Raw genomic sequence first — 15,696 nt, 5'->3', positions numbered from 1 at the left:
CCGCCAGCAAATGCGACAATCGACTTTCCGCCTCATCGCCGCGTCGGGCTCGTTCGGCCGGTCATTCTCTTGTTGTTCGTCTTTTTCCGCTCGAGCTTTGCATGGCCGATCCGCACGCTTCTTCGACTTCGCCGCCCACCGCGCCGCTGATTGGTTCGCGGGAGATGCCGCCATGGCAGATCGGCGAGTTACGCGAAGCGCCGCCGATGTCGCTGAAAAGTTGGACGCAGCTGATTGGTCCGGGGCTTGTGATGGGGGGCGCCGCGATCGGCGCCGGCGAGTGGATGGCGGGGCCGCTCACCACGGCGAAGTACGGCGGCGCCATTTTGTGGTTGTCGACGCTCTCGATTCTCGGGCAGGTCGTCTACAACCTCGAGATCAGCCGCTACACGCTTTACTCGGGCGAGTCGATTTTCACCGGCAAGTTTCGGTTGCTGCCGGGGCCGTTCTTCTGGCTGGCGCTGTATTTGGTACTCGACTTCGGTTCGGTGTTTCCGTACATCGCTTCGGCGGCGGCGACTCCGTTGGCGGCAGTGATGGTGGGCGAGATCGCGCAGCCGGAGCGGACGTATGAGTTGCTCGGCACGTCCATGACCGGCGACACGTTGCTGCGGACGCTGCGCTACATCTTGTTCATCGGCATGATGACGCCCCTCATTTTCGGCGGGACGGTCTACAACTCGTTGAAGGGGTTGATCAGTTTCAAGATTGTGGTGGTGCTCGGGTTTCTGATCACCGTGGCGTTCCTTTATTCGAACGCGGAGACGTGGGTTGAGATTCTCACCGGCTTCGTAAAATTCGGCAGCGTGCCGGTGATGGGGGGCGGCGACGATGGCGAGCCGCTGACGAAGAATATCTTCGTGTCGATGTGGAATGGCGAAGGCTTCCCCGATATCGATTCGCGCATGCTGGCGGTGCTGGGGGCGCTCGCGGCGATCTCCGGCAGCGGCGGGCTCACGAACACGGCGATCAGTTCCTACACCCGCGACCAAGGGTGGGGGATGGGCGCCAACGTCGGCGTTATTCCGAGCATGGTTGGCGGCGAGAAGATGCAGCTGTCGCATACCGGGATGATTTTTTTGGTCACCGCCGAGTCGCTGCGGCGGTTCCGCGGGTGGTATCGCTACGTGCTGCGTGATCAGCTGGCTGTCTGGATGCCGGCGTGCTTCGTCGGCATTGCCTTGCCATGCATGCTGTCGATTCAGTTCCTGCCGCGCAACACGCAGGCACGCGATTGGGAAGCAGCCGCGCTAACGGCCAACGGTCTCCGCGATGCCGCCGGGCCGGAGTGGGGGCAGTTCATGTGGTTCGCGATGCTGTTTTGCGGATTTCTTGTGTTGGCGCCGAACATCACCACCACTGCCGAGAATGCGCTGCGGCGGTGGGTCGAGGTGAGTTGGACGGCGCTGCCGCCGCTGCGGCGGTGGGATCCGCACCGCATCCGCTACCTCTTCTTCGGCACGCTGTGCGCGTACGCGGCGTTCGGGCTGGTGTCGCTTACGCTGTGGGATTCGGTGCGGCTGCTGAAATGGGCCGCTGCTCTCTACAACGCGGCGATGGGTTTCAGCTGCTGGCACGTGCTGGCGGTGAATCTCATTCTGCTGCCGCGCGAGCTGCGGCCGAATTGGTTTCTGCGGACGGGCCTGCTGCTGGCGGGCGTGTTTTTCATGGGGCTGGCGGTGATTTCGGGCTACAGCATTTGGAATGAGGTGAAGATTTGAGCCAGCAGGCGGCGATTGGTTTCGCTGCGGCAGCCGGAGCCGTTTTCGGCCTTGAAAACGGCTCCTTGTCGGGTGGCGGAAAGTGAGCTAGAATTGCGAATCTGACGCGGGGTGGAGCAGCCAGGTAGCTCGCGAGGCTCATAACCTCGAGGTCGTCGGTTCGAATCCGGCCCCCGCCACTTTCAGTATTCCCAAGTCATCATTGGACTTAGGTTACCCGACCTCGCTGGTCGGAGCGGCTCTTTGCCGAAGCCAAAGAGGGAACGCTAAGCGGGATGTTTCAAAGACATCCCGCTTTGCGCCTCTCGCAGCCTCAGCAAACTCTCATGCCGCGTCTCTTTCATCGTCCCCCGAAGTATCGTCTTCACAAGTCGACCAAGCAGGCGGTCGTCTCGTTTCTAGGGAAGCAACTCTTCATCGGCCCGTACGGCTCGCAGAAGAGCTTGCAGCGATATCAGGAACTCCTGAAGGAGTGGGAAGTCGCTCGCCACGAGGGTCTGGCAAAGTCCGCCTCAGCGACGCACGGCCAGCACGAACTCGACATCGACCTGGGTAGCATTACGGCGGCCACGCTACGTCAGAAACGGCTTGCCGGGTCTCCAGTGGCCCTAAGTGAACTCATTCTGGTCTATCGTCGACACACCCACGAATACTATCGAAAGAACGGTGAGACGACGCGAGAGGCGGGTTCGATTGACGACGCCCTGCGCATCCTGCGGCGTCATCACGCGACCAGTTTCGCGGCCGACTTTGGCCCCGTCGCTCTCGACTCGCTACGTGACGCGATGGTGACGGAGCTCGATTGGTCGCGGAGCTACATCAATAAGCAAGTCAATCGAATTCGCGGAATGTTCAAGTGGGCAGCCGCCAAGGAAATCGTCGACTCCAAATGTTCGATAGCATTGAAAGAGCTGCCAGGACTGAAGAAAGGGCGGAGTCGTGCACGCGAATCGAATCGGGTCGGCTGCGTGAGTGATGCCATCGTCGAACTTACCGTGGCGGCTCTTCCGCAAGTCGTCGCAGATATGGTGCGAATTCAACGATTGACGAGCGCTCGACCTGGAGAAATCTGTAGTATGGCTCCGGCGGAGATAGACATGTCCGATGACGTTTGGATTTACACGCCCGCCGAGCACAAAACGGAGCACTTTGAAAAGGACCGCATCATCGCCATCGGTCCGAAGGCCCAAAGTATCCTGACGCCATACTTAGTGGGACGTCATCCGGGTGCGTTTTGCTTTTCACCTCGAGAGTCCGAATCATTGAGGCGGCGACAGGCAACCGCAAATCGCAAGACGCCGCTCAGCTGCGGCAACCGACCTGGAACAAACCGAGCCCCCGCCCCGAAACGGATTGCTGATAGTCGTTACACGACGGCGAGTTACCGCCGAGCGATTCACCGGTCGTGTGAAAAAATCGGAGTCGAGAAATGGTCGCCCAATCGGCTGCGGCATACGGCATCGACTGAAATCAGAAAACGCTTCGGAATCGAGGCAGCACGCGCGGTCGATGGGCATGCACAGGCATCGACGACTGCTATCTACGCTGAGAAAGATACTCAGCTCGCTATCGAGGTGATGCGTACATTAGGTTAGATCCCTACACGGTCGAGTGCTCGATTAATCGCGTCGATGCCGCTCGAACCGATTTGCGCGACGGGAGGGTCTAATGAAAAGAATCTCTCTAACGCTTCGTGTGACGTAAAGCGAATACCTCCAAGCAGCTGCGACTCAAGCACTCGTCCGCGCGCTCCCTTGGTCGCCCAGCGGTAAACCGTCGAGTAGTGAATCTTCCGGCCGCTGCGGTGCGGGACATGGTGTGGAACATCAGAGAGGGGGAGGGGGGTCTCCCGGCGGATATCTATCGGTGACTGCATCGAAGGAGCTCCACTGAACCTCGAAAGGACTTCTTCTACCTTAGCCTGCAAGGTGATAAATGAGCGTGACGCGAGGGTGACACCCACGATCTTTCGCCGAAATTGACTTCGCTTGCCGAGGCATGTTATGGATCGCTCTTTTTTCTCAGGAGTAAATGGAAAGTCGATCTGCCCGGATGGCGAAAAATCATGAAGATGTGCTTCAACGAGACGTCGACTTACTCGTTAGCGCACTACTGCCTGCATCTGGCGGCCCGCCAACATTAAACAACGACACGGGAATAGCTACTTCCGGGACGCGGGAGTCCATCGACTTAGCCTTCAACCAAATTGTCGCTCGGCTGATTCCGGAACTTCAGCTGCATCTAACCTCGTTAGAGGGCAAGAACTTTGGACCCGAAGTCAATGCGGAGCTATCGAAAGCCGTAACGCGGTTACTGAAGCGGTTAGGGTGCTTTCTAGAATGTCCGCATTGCAAGTCGCCAGCTACACTTCGCTACACTGTCTATGATCGGAGCCGCGGGCCTCAATTCAAGTACGAGCACTACTTCGAAAAGTCGAGGCATGGCGGTACTCGCCACGTCGGGCCATTGAAGCTAATTCCTGCGTCGAAGGCTCGATGAGAAATTTTGTTGACCAAGGACGTACGTCGCGTACACTTAAATCGTGAGGTGCTGCTGTTGGCCGCACTATGGTGATTACTATTTTCTCGCAATTCTTTATTCAACTCTCCTGACGCGCTATACAAGGAATGAGCTTCGAGCACGACTGCGAGCTACTGTGAACCTGAAACGGGCGAGAGTTTATCGAACTCACGCCTGTCGTGTGTCGAAGTAATTTCCTGCGGACTGGGACGGCGAAACGGATAAGGTTGCCTTCGATGCACCGCATCAAGGGGCCTTCTATGTCGTCATCTTCAAGCTCATCTCTTATTGAGCCTGCATTCCTTCGATTGCTCGTTCGCAAGAACGAGCTAATTGCGGTTGAGCAGTTAGTCAGGATACTCGAAATCTACGGGCGCAGGTCCAAAGGGATTCGGGCTCGCATCGACGCGGCTGTCGAGGCCTCCGCCGACCTCTCCTATGGCACAGTGGAGATTAACCATCTCGCCGTCGGCGCTTGTGAGCGTCTATGGACCGATTCGGATCCAGTGTTCTCCCCATCCGAATGTGTGCTGGCGCTGCAGGCTAATTGGGTGGCGTGGAGAAATTTTGGTAGTCACCAAGTTTTGCACTGCGGAAACCAGCCACTCAACATCCCGTGTGCAATTGCGACCGCGAAAATTCTGCGTACTAGTGCGTGGATTGGTTTGCGGAAGGCCAATGATGTCATTGCAAAAACGTGGGAAATTATTCCTGACGAGCGGTGGCGTTTTCGTAGTTTTAGCTGCGCAGCCCTTTATATCTCAGAAATGGGACAAAAGACTCTCGCCGTTTTTCCCTGCGGCATGTGGACGGGTGACTATCCGCGGGGTCTCGAAGCGCAGGTACATAACATCATCGACTACGCGAATCTGCAGCGCTTAAGTATTGAGGTCTACTCGCTACGTATTCCAGGACGTAGGTGGCCAGGCGAGGAGACGAGCTTCGACAAACGGCGGCGTATGCACTTGGAGCGACAGTGGGTTATTGTGCGCAATTTGATATCGAATCGAACCTTGTTCGACACTGACCTCCCTGACGTACCCGTCAGCTGAGAAATCCGCGCGTCGCCGAGCGAGATTCTATGCTTCGCGCGGCCTTGGTCACTTTGTCAGTCGCGGCGAGCGAGCGCTAAGGTGGACCTCGCTTGCGATGATCATAAGGAGTGTAGCGGTGGTTAATTCCACAACCAGCTTTCCGCTATTAAGCAATCTGCCACTGCAATCGCCATTCGATAACCGCAACGAGCATAAACGTGTTGCATCAGAATTGCGAGGTCATGCCTCTCTGCATTTAATCGATTGGGTCGACACCCCGTTACGCCTGACGGGAATCGTCTTGGATGCAGGGCATCTTGTGCAAGTCGCGGGACACGACAAGCTTCTTCAGCCCGCGAGCATTGCGCTGCTTGCTGAATTGATATTGGCATTGTACGAACACCCTCATGCGCCGTTCGTGTCCGCCGATGACGGCAAATATTGCCACCGCACGTCGGCCTCGCTGCGCCAACTCGTGAAACGCACTCGTGCAGATCTCGGCTCGGCTCGGCTACGGTGATCCACAATCGCCGAACCTTTGGTTATTGTTTGGCGGTTGAGCCTGACCTCATCGAAGTTCCAGATGCCATCTTTGGCTTGCCGCGCCACATCATTTCCGATCGCTTGCGAGAAGATCTTCGATTGTCTCGCGACAAGCGATTGGCGTTGTACTGTTCGATCGAATAGTCGATCGCCGAAAAGCAATGTTCTGCGTTTGTAGCGATCAATCTCGGCACTTTGCGAATCTGTATCTCTTTGCATCAGTTCCGGATGCTAGTCATGAAGTCTACGTCTCAAGGACTCATCGCTATGTACTCACACAGCCCCGAACAAAATGGTTATTTAATCGGTCACGCTGAACGCGCGTCACACTCTACATATACCTTCGACAAATCGGGGGCCTACCTGTGTCGAAACAAGCACGAGCGTAAAAGAAGCGAGAAGTAGCTTTTTTCGTGCGCCGCCAAATTCAGTTGCAGATTACAAGGCACTTGTTCGGTATCCGTCGCCTCAATTAGTGGCGTTTAGTACATACCATCGTCTCCACTTTGGAGATGTCCGTATGCCCGGGAAACTACCAACGTATCGCTATTTTCAATGACAGCTGACTAAGGACGTGGTGGGCACACAAGCAACAGCAGACTGAACTATAAGGAAACACTAGTTATGAATGCATCAAGCATTTCCGAAATCGAACAACTCGTATCGAAAGAACGCGCGGCAGTGGCCACTGCACTTGAAGAGGCACGCAAACAATTGGCGTCGTTAGAGGCCGACATCAAGAAGCTTAATGCTGTCGAGAATGCCCTCGCTGGCACGACAAGCCTAAAGGTTACCAAGACCAGAGCGAAGCCATTACTGCCTGCGGTTGGAAAGCCCGAAGTTATTCAATTCATGCAAAGCGTGCTCGAACAACATGTCATATTGGAAGAGAAGGTTCTCAAACAACATGTTGAGCAATTGGCGCAGCAAAGCGGTTACTCGCGATTAGGAATTGGAATGCGGATTAAGGATGCATTTAGCGACCCGCGATTCACAGTTACGGCCGACGGAGTTCGTTTGAGCTTGAGGGGAAGTCTCCCTCGACCAGTTGAGAATTTAGGTTGATCGAATCCTCGCCTTGGATAGCAGTGTAGGGCTTCGCCCTGCTCTTTTATTCCGATGGTTGCGTCGACTCCGCGACGGCGTGCGGCAAGGGTCGTGCCAGAATACTGTCACGCCCCTTGCATTTTCGCACGCCTGCTACGCCGCCTCACCATCGGCACAAGGTGGAATCCGGCGTGAACGCCGGATGCTCTGTTAACGCTTCGCTTCGCTTGGAAAGGCCGCGTGCTGTTCCTGGCGTCATGAAAACAGCACGCGGCCTTCCCAAGCCGAACCGAGGTGTCCCTTCGGGTTTGGATAGCGTGCTTAACTAGCCAGCAAGCTGGAAGGAGTAAGTTGGCGCTTTGAAAGGAAAGAAGATGAAAACAGAAGAGAAAAGCGAAGTGACTAATGACGATACGGCGACTCGTCACAACGAGTCGCAAACAACGAGCAACCTGAGCCACGTTGACGTTGACGACTACTTTGGAGGTTGTCCGCATTGCGGGCTTAATGACGGGTATTTGAATGTGGGACCAAATCACTGGTTCACTTGCGACAAGCACAAAGTCCGATGGTGTGGCGGTTCAAATCTCATGGGGTCGTGGAGGGCCGAATCAGAAAGCGACTGGAAAGAGAACGAAAGGGACTTGGCGAGGTTCGAGACGGTAATGCCAGTATTCAGCTTTGCCGAATTGGAACTACGCAGGAACACGCCGCCGTGTCCATCAAGAGTCCCAGTAACTCACACCGATTATTCCGTAGATGTCGCAGCGGCGTGCATTCGCTATCACCCCGCCTTGGATAGCGACTTCGAATGTTGGGCAGAGTCGTGCGGACGCGAGCCCGCAGAACTACGACGGATGACTGAGACAGCAGTATGTACGCATCACCACGCAGCTGTCATAGAAGAGTGTCACAAAGCACATCACGGACGGCCAGATACGTTCACTCTTTTATTCGAGGGTCTAACAATCTTCTACTCGCTGCAAGAAGGGTGCATCTTCATTCGCGGCTACGGATACGAGATTGACGGGGAGCCCATGGATGATTTTGACGGTGGCGGTTTCTACAGTTGATTGCTGAATCCTGGTTGTCGTGCTCGGCGGGAAAACTCCGTAGTTAGTTACATATTCATGATATCGAGGTTGGAGGTGGACACGACCCCCTCCAACCTCCGTTTGCAATCCCAACCAGTGGTCGCCGCTGTTCACGCAACGTCCTAATTCTCCAACATCCGCGTCTTCGCAATTCAGCTCTGTGGCAACTGGGCACAAGTCAGCGTGAAAGTGCCCGTGCGACTCGCTTTCTCAAGCCATGAAATGCACGGTGGTACAGAGCCGTTCAGCATCACACCTGATGCACCATTCGGTGCACACAGCGCGTAACTTTTTCGATTTAACATGTTTCGCCACTGTCGCTTGTAGTCGTAAACATTCCGTAAACGCCTCGCCAAACCGCCAAAATAGGATGCCAGAGTATGGCCAAGAAAAAGCGATGTTTGATCACCTTCGAACTTCCAGAGGCTGTTTACAGCTCACTTATCGAAGAATCGCGGATGCGAGGCTTATCGTCTCGACACCAACGAGCGCGTGAAATCCTGGTTGAACACTTCATCAATCACGAGCTGCGGCAACTGCATGATCGCGTCAGCGAAGTCGACCGCGCCGTTGCGTACTTGGGCGAACTCATACGGCGGACGAGTTACAGCGTCATGGTTCATGCCGCGAAATTCCCTAGTGAAGACGCCAATGATTGGATTCGCGAGCATATGCCGCGCACTGAAAGATAGCGAGGACGTGAGATGGCTGCTTCTATTAGCATGGCTGTGCTGGCTGCTTACTACGTTATTGTTGATCCGTCGCTTTACTATCTCACCGGCAGTACAGCGATTGGAGAATGGTATGGAAAAGGGGCGGAGCTCTTGGGCTACGTCGGCCCCATTCTTCCCGAACAGTTAACTCACGCGTTTGCAGGACTAAGTCCAGACGGTGAACGCTCATTAGTACAGTCGCAAAGCGGTAAGACACGTCAACCCGCGTGGGACATGACATTCAGCGCGCCAAAATGCGTGTCCGTACTTTGGAGTCGCTTGGATGCACTCAATCGGCAACGCATCGAAGCGCTAGTTCTCGAAGCGGCGAAGCGGGCAATCGACTACATCAACGTTGAGGCGTTGAAAACCCGTCGTGGACACATAGGAAGCCGAGTAGAGAGCGCTGAAGGTTTCTATGCGTTGTTCCCGCATGGCACAAGCCGCGCGCTCGATCCTCAGCTCCACGTGCACGCGCTCGTTATGAACCTTTGCAGCCGCCAGGATTTGAGCGCGGGAAGTATTCGAAGCCGAGACCTTTACTGGCACAAGATGGCCGCCGGTGCACTTTTCCGTGCGGAACTCGCGTACCTCCTGGCCACCAAACTCGGCTTATCAATCGTTCCTAACGGTTGGAAGTTTGAAATCAAAGGGGTCTCGGAGGCTCTCTGTAAAGAGTTCAGCAAACGTCGAACGGAAATCGAACGACTCGCAAGGCAAGAGGGTTGGTCAAGTCCCCAAGTGCTCGCCCTACTAGCATTAATCTCGCGAACGAAGAAAAGGAACGTTCCGCTTGCAGAGTGCTTCGCTATTTGGGCAGCGGTCCCCGACAAGTTCGGGTTCACACAGAAGGCGGCGCAAGCGTTACTAGCCGAGGGTGAAAAGAAGCTGAGATCGCAAGCGACTGAGCAGGTAGTGAAAGATAGCGATCGGAATGCAGTTGCCGTCAGGGACGAAAAAAATTCTCAGCTTATTGGTGCGTTCTTGCAGTCGGTTGACGCGTTGAGCGCCAGCAAGTCCCACTTTCCCGAACGCGACTTAGTGCGTGAGACCGCTACCCGCGCACTCGCCTGCGGAGCCTCCGCCGCAGAGATTCTCGAAACTGTAGCGAAAGGTGTGCGTCGATTCGAGAATCGAATCGAAATTCATCGATCGGACTATAGCTCTTACTCGACTAAGCAAAACATAGCGGCAGAAAAAGAGTTAATAGCGCGGGCGACCAATAATCGCGACACAATCAAACACGTCGTGCTTGAGAAATACATCCTACAGGCGATTGCGAAGTCCGAGCAAAAATTGTCCAAGCAAATTGGTCTTCCCGTCAAACTGACGGAAGATCAGAAAGCGGGAGTTCGGCACATCACCGCAGAGCCAGGCGATCTAAAACTGGTTCAGGGATACGCGGGGACTGGTAAGACGCAACTATTGGCGGCGGCTTCAGCAGCGTGGACAGCGGCAGGCTATCAAGTATTCGGCGCCGCGATCACCGGGCGGGCGGCGCTAGGCTTGCAGAACTCCACTGGCATAACCAGTTCAACGATCGAACTACTGTTGCGCCGCCTTCAGCCTGAGTTCAACCTACAGGAGATCTTCAAATTAGCCGCGAAGCAATTAAAGGCAGCTATCAAGGAAATCTATTACGACGGAATAGAAGCCAGGAAATGGCTTCGCAATCCGTTCGAGCAGGCGGTGAAAGAATCCGCTTCCGGAATAGCGTCGATGCTGGTTGGAAGTCACAAGCCAAACAAGCTTCCTGAATGTCAACTCACCGACAAAACCATTCTTGTCGTCGATGAAGCGTCCATGCTACCAACAGCCGTCCTCCTGGCGTTGAAGCAGGAGTGTGATAAGGCGCACACCAAGCTAGTACTTGTAGGCGATGCGCATCAGTTGGCGCCGATTCAGGCTGGCGGTCCTTTCGCTTCACTTGCTTCACGCGTGGGATCCTGCGAGTTAACAACTGTAGTTCGTCAGAAGCAAGAGTGGATGCGGGAGGCGACCTCGCTTCTGATTGCTGACGAGCCACAGAGAGCTCTTGAGTGTTATGCCGCTAACGGCGCATTGCATCTTGCTCGCCACCAACGAGCTGCTATGGACCAACTCGTAGCTGACTTCGGTAAACTTCCTGAACACAAATTCGCAAGCGCAATTGCTTTGACAGCTACCAACGAAGAATCAAGGCAAATCAACGCGGGCGTCCAAGCAAAGCGCAAAGCTGCCAACCACCTAGGGTTGTATTCCGTAGGCCTCGCCAACGGTGAGCGTGCTTACGTCGGCGACCGCGTTATGCTCACGCGCAACGATTATCGCCTTGAAGTTCGAAATGGCTTGTTGGCAACGGTCATAGGGATTTCACATCCACGCGGGCTCATGGGCTCGGCGTCGTTAACTCTTCGTCTTGACGACCACCAAGAGAAGGGGCTTTTGGTGCCGAAAATTCGAACGGTGACCATTGACCTTAATAAGTACCCCAACATGCAGTTAGGTTACTCCGCAACCACGCATAAGGTTCAAGGAATAACCGTTAGTACAAGCTTTGTACTAATCGGCGACACGATGCTTAGCAAGGAGCGGGCCTTCACACAGCTGACTAGGGCGTCGCAGGAATCGAAGATCTATGCAGCGGAGGCCCAAGTCGGCGACTCCATCAGTCAAATCGCCCAGCAACTTAGCAAGTCCACTGCAAAGGACTTAGCACACGATCATCGAATAGTGCTTCAACCGAAAACGGAGATCGACCGTCGCAGGGGACTTCTAAACGAACTGCTGTCGAGATTGACGCCGCCGCCAATGGCTCAACCAATAAGAAACAACACCAAAGCGGAACTCACAAACGTCAAGCTCGCCAGAAGTCACACAGGTGCTCTGTGGAGCCTAGTGACTGACGTTAGCAAACTGAGTGACGAGCGACTGAAATCTACTGTCGCAATTGCTCTGGAGCAAACTGAAGCGAAGACCATCAACGCCGAAATTCAATCCCGACGCGCGGCGGCACAGGTGCTAGGAAGCGAGTGGATTTCTCTACCCAATGGTGAACGCGTCCATGTCGGCGATCGGGTCATACTGAACCGCGAGAGGCAGCAGTCGACGCTCGGAACGGTGACGTATTTGGAAACTGGAGTAGCAATTCTGACAGGTGCCAAAATCCTCGTCACTAGCGACGCGTCTTTAGACGGTCGCAAGCTCCAATCGCTCATGCTGCCCGCCTGTGAGTTTCCCAGATTGCAACTCGGCTACGCGACTTCAGCGGACAAGGCGCGCGAAATGTCTGTCGACTCGTCGTTCGTGATTCTTCCCGAAGGTGGAAGATCGCCACAGCCCATCGCCTCGCTTCTGACCATCGCGGCAAAAGATGTATCGATATACGGAGTGCAAGCTTACTACGGGCCGCTTCTAAATGAGGGAGTAAACGATTATTCGATTACCGAGCAACTAAACAATCGCAACGCTCTGCAAGAGCAACAATCCAATGCATCGAAGACCGACGCATTTTATGACAAGGAAGTAGATCAGAAGTCGCAAATAGAAGAGCAGTACCATTTGCAAAGGGCTAACGATGAACAACTTCAATTGTCGTGGGAACAACAATTTACCCTCTGAGGGAGATCGCGATTCGCGAAATCCGATCCCGGAGCAGCTTTTTAATCCGGCGATCCAGTTCGAATTGACGAGCACGTTCCATCAAATCTTCTCGTCGAGCACCCATGTCTCGCTGCCATCTTCCTTCAATCTGCCTTACTGGCAACGGTGTATCGCCGCACCTGCGGTCGCTGCGGAAGAAAGCAAACTGAGGGTTGAGCATGAGCAAGCCCTTCGATTGTATGCTGACGAAGTGGCGAAAATAGAAGCCGAGAACAGACGGCGTACCTTAGCAAATCGAAGAACGGAACGAGATCATGCTAACGCCGTCGCCGTGTTTCGTGACCAGTACCGGCAATACGAAAGCGACTTGGATGAGCGGAGGCAACGCGAGCTCGAGACGAGAGAATGCGCCAGGAAGCAAGTCACTACTGAATGCATCCAGAATCTTGAAAGATCCCTGGACGGCCAACGCACACAGATGCATGAGGCATTGGACCAAGTTCGCGAAGCGACAGATGACGAAAAGCGATGCAACGAGGCTATTCAAGCTTCTTGGTTCTTCATCGTTACAGGATTTGCCACGCTCCTATGGTGGATACCCATCAGTTGCGTTTGTGCATGTTTATCGTTTTTGGCGTGGTGGGCGAATAAGGGCGAGTATCGCGCAAAATTCGCAGGCAATCTGAACGCTTACAGATTGTTAGAAAAGCCAGGAAATGATGCTAAGAAAATCGTGTTTGTGCTGCGAGGCGACGGTCACTCAAAAAGTGGCGAGGAGGTCGTGTCTTCGCCCGTGTACCTGGCGGAGTCCGTAGCGCCCGGAACTGTCGAATCAAGAAGTTCAATCGAAGCGTATCCTCTTGGCCATTACGAGCGACATGCCTTCGAGCAAAAAACATCCCTTTTTGATCAAATTCTGTGGTTCGGATTATTTTGCTGCGTGGCCATGCCGGGAATTGGGCTTATTGTGATGCTCTTTATCGTCACCACTCCCAGTGACGATCTGAAGGAGGTAAGAAGATCGCTTGACGTTTGGGAAATTATTGCGGGGCGAAAAAGGAGATTAAGTGCGCTACTAAAGAACGACTTGAAGAAGCCCGACGTCATGCGGGCGTTAGTCAACGCCAAACTCAACGGCGCTCATCTCCCGAAGCCAACTATGCCACGTGAGCCCGGAACCCCGAGCCACGAACGACTGCTTCCGCTTCCTTCGCCGCCGGTCCTGCAAGTGCCTAAAAAACCTACCGCCCCGGGCTGGTGTTTTGACACGTCTGAATGCGACAACTTTTCCCACATTTTAAAGGGCGCCTGTGTCTACAGCGGGCAGCACGTCAGAACCCTAGCACGCTTTCATCTCTTTGCGGACAAGGTCGTTCAACCGTATCAAATGATGGGTAGCGTACCCATTCCTCTCGTTGAAAGGGCTCCAGGCACGCTCGTCCTTGGCAGCCCGGGGTCGGGGAAAAGCACGTTCATTTGCAAATTCGCATCGGCATTACTGCCTCTAACGCGTGATCAAGCCAATAGGATTGCGACACGTAAGGGAGAATTTAGGCGATTTCCGCGCTCCGGCGACGAGTTCGGTAGAAGTCACACGCATCAAGCCGTCGTCTACAACGCGAAGGGAGAGTATCTCAACCACCTCAAGGCATTCGGGTTCGATCAAGACGTCGATTTGTTTAACTTCGATCCAGCAGACCCGAAGTGCTATGCATGGGATGTCGCCGCGGACATCGATAGTGCCGATAGCATCACGCAATTTGCCGAACAGCTTATTCCTCGAAACACCTCCGCGAAACAAAGCGATGGATATGAGATGTGGCTGTCGAACGCGCGGGGCGCTGTTGAGGCGGTAATTGTGTCGTTTCGTAATGCCGCACGAGCGGCCGGGAAGGTTCCAAATTGGAATTTGCGAGACTTAGTTCGCGCATTTGCTACGAAGGAAACACTAAAGAGAGTTCTGCTTTGGCACGACAATCCTCAGGAAAGAGTGAGCCGATATTTCGATCTTGCGAGCTCGCAGCAGTCCAGCATATTCGTCACGTTGTGGGAAGCAATTGATAAATTCGCAGTGATCGGCAATCGTTGGCACGACGCAGAGCAACAGGGGAGAATTATCAGTCTCAAGCAGTGGGCGCGCTTTGGTAGTCGCACAGTCTTGTTGCTGCCAAACACGCTACTGAATGTGCAGAGGTATGCACCCCTTAACGCTACGCTTCTTAAGGCGATCACCAACATTGTATTAACGCATAAGTATTCTTATTACTTCGACAGTGAGGGTAAACAGCGTTGCTACCGTCGCGAATTTATCTTCGATGAGATTGGAACTGCCGGGCGAATGCATGATCTTGAACGACTAATGTCTGAAGGAAGGTCGTTCGGAGTGAATGTCACAATCGGCTTACATCAGCTGTCACAATTGACGGAAACGTACGGAGAAAACTTGTCGGAAACAATCCTAGGACTGTGCGCCAATCGCGTGTTCCTAAGAACCGATGACCAAAGAACGGCGAAATGGATGAGTGAAAATATAGGAACCTGCGTGAGAGCGTACGACAAGAAGTGTTACACCTATGGGATTGCGAACGGAAAAAGCTTCACCACTACGGAGCAGAGAAGTTCGGGTACTACCGAAGGTAACAACCGTGGGACCGTGACCGGAATTACGGTAGGAGCGACAAATACAGTGGCGTCGTCAATTAATGACTCGACATCTGTGAATCGGGGCCATTCCTCGACGCCCGGGCAAAACCCAACCACATCTCAAGGGAGCGCTGATACAACAGGCACCGGCTCCACTAATTCTCATGCTCAAAATGTGTCCGCCAGTCTTTCGAAATCTGAGGGATCCAATCGTAGTAGTCATGTCAACCGAGCGTCCAGCGTTGCTAATGGTGGCACAAGCACTTCTAGTTCGAACGAATCGAACAGCACAGAGCTTCGTGGGGAGGCAACGATTGAGATTCACGAGTTTATGAGCTTTCCCCAGCCTGCTGCTACGGGCCTCTGCGAAGTGGTGATTCACGTTCCAACGCTTCCTCCGTGGCGTGAGCAATTGTCCCATGACCAGATGGCACCACTTTATGATTGGCCAGAACGGTTGCAGGATTGGCCCACGTCCCGCTCACCGGACGAAGATGAACTAGTTAGTAGGTCCGTCGCTTGGTCGACGGAAGACCTTGAACGACTCGGGCTTGATACCGTGCCGCTTCCTGATGAGGGATCGGAAAGCAAAGACGAGATCAGAAGACTTCAATCACAAAGCCCACCTGATGAGATCGAGCCAAAGCTACTCGGAGGAAATTCAGAGAGCGACAAAGAGGAAGGGGAGGGCGAGGACGACTTGCCGCCGGGCGATTTTAAATGGTGAGTCGGAAACTTCAAGGGACCCACACTGAGTCGTCGATGGCGGAAGTTCACGAAGCAATCTACAAGGGAGTGC

Annotated in this window: 9 protein-coding genes and 1 tRNA gene; 8 read left to right on the top strand and 2 right to left on the bottom strand. The window is 54.2% G+C overall.

Going from position 1 to position 15,696, the window contains the following annotated elements; genetic code table 11:
* Positions 1-101: 101 nt before the first annotated feature.
* From ACQY7R_RS16800 to ACQY7R_RS16790, 3 genes are all read left to right on the top strand, one after another.
* Positions 102-1,721, top strand: a complete 1,620-nt coding sequence (locus ACQY7R_RS16800) for an Nramp family divalent metal transporter (RefSeq protein WP_428306723.1) — start codon at positions 102-104, stop codon at positions 1,719-1,721.
* 105 nt (positions 1,722-1,826) lie between these two features.
* A tRNA-Met gene (locus tag ACQY7R_RS16795) sits at positions 1,827-1,900 on the top strand.
* Positions 1,901-2,017: 117 nt separating this feature from the next.
* Positions 2,018-3,316: a tyrosine-type recombinase/integrase gene (locus ACQY7R_RS16790; protein ID WP_428306722.1), complete on the top strand. Its 1,299-nt coding sequence runs from the start codon at positions 2,018-2,020 to the stop codon at positions 3,314-3,316.
* Here the strand turns inward: ACQY7R_RS16790 and ACQY7R_RS16785 are convergent.
* Positions 3,313-3,597 (bottom strand): DUF1580 domain-containing protein, encoded by a 285-nt coding sequence (locus ACQY7R_RS16785; protein WP_428306721.1) that lies wholly within the window; start codon positions 3,595-3,597, stop codon positions 3,313-3,315. The two genes, ACQY7R_RS16790 and ACQY7R_RS16785, sit on opposite strands and share 4 nt — an antisense overlap.
* Positions 3,598-4,477: 880 nt before the next feature.
* Between ACQY7R_RS16785 and ACQY7R_RS16780 the strand changes: the two genes are divergently transcribed.
* The 3 genes from ACQY7R_RS16780 (at position 4,478) to ACQY7R_RS16770 (ending at position 6,883) form a co-directional block, all read left to right on the top strand.
* Positions 4,478-5,293, top strand: a complete 816-nt coding sequence (locus tag ACQY7R_RS16780) for a hypothetical protein (protein ID WP_428306720.1) — start codon at positions 4,478-4,480, stop codon at positions 5,291-5,293.
* Positions 5,294-5,411: 118 nt separating this feature from the next.
* Positions 5,412-5,795 (top strand): hypothetical protein, encoded by a 384-nt coding sequence (locus ACQY7R_RS16775; protein WP_428306719.1) that lies wholly within the window; start codon positions 5,412-5,414, stop codon positions 5,793-5,795.
* Positions 5,796-6,442: 647 nt separating this feature from the next.
* Entirely contained in the window at positions 6,443-6,883 is a 441-nt protein-coding gene (locus ACQY7R_RS16770) for a hypothetical protein (RefSeq protein WP_428306718.1), read from the top strand.
* A gap of 1,543 nt (positions 6,884-8,426) precedes the next feature.
* Here the strand turns inward: ACQY7R_RS16770 and ACQY7R_RS16765 are convergent.
* Positions 8,427-8,582, bottom strand: a complete 156-nt coding sequence (locus ACQY7R_RS16765) for a hypothetical protein (RefSeq protein WP_428306717.1) — start codon at positions 8,580-8,582, stop codon at positions 8,427-8,429.
* 81 nt (positions 8,583-8,663) lie between these two features.
* Here ACQY7R_RS16765 and mobF point away from each other — a divergent pair, with 81 nt between their 5' ends.
* Both mobF and ACQY7R_RS16755 read left to right on the top strand, forming a co-directional pair.
* On the top strand, positions 8,664-12,272 hold the full coding sequence (gene mobF, locus ACQY7R_RS16760) for a MobF family relaxase (RefSeq protein WP_428306716.1): 3,609 nt from the start codon (positions 8,664-8,666) through the stop codon (positions 12,270-12,272).
* Positions 12,229-15,624: a type IV secretion system DNA-binding domain-containing protein gene (locus ACQY7R_RS16755; protein ID WP_428306715.1), complete on the top strand. Its 3,396-nt coding sequence runs from the start codon at positions 12,229-12,231 to the stop codon at positions 15,622-15,624. The genes mobF and ACQY7R_RS16755 overlap by 44 nt, the downstream gene beginning before the upstream one ends.
* Positions 15,625-15,696 lie beyond the last annotated feature (72 nt).

It is taken from the genome of Lacipirellula sp. (assembly GCF_965279485.1).
Classification (GTDB): domain Bacteria; phylum Planctomycetota; class Planctomycetia; order Pirellulales; family Lacipirellulaceae; genus Lacipirellula.
Note: the sequence above shows the minus strand (reverse complement) of the source record. Positions and strands in the feature narration are given on the sequence as shown.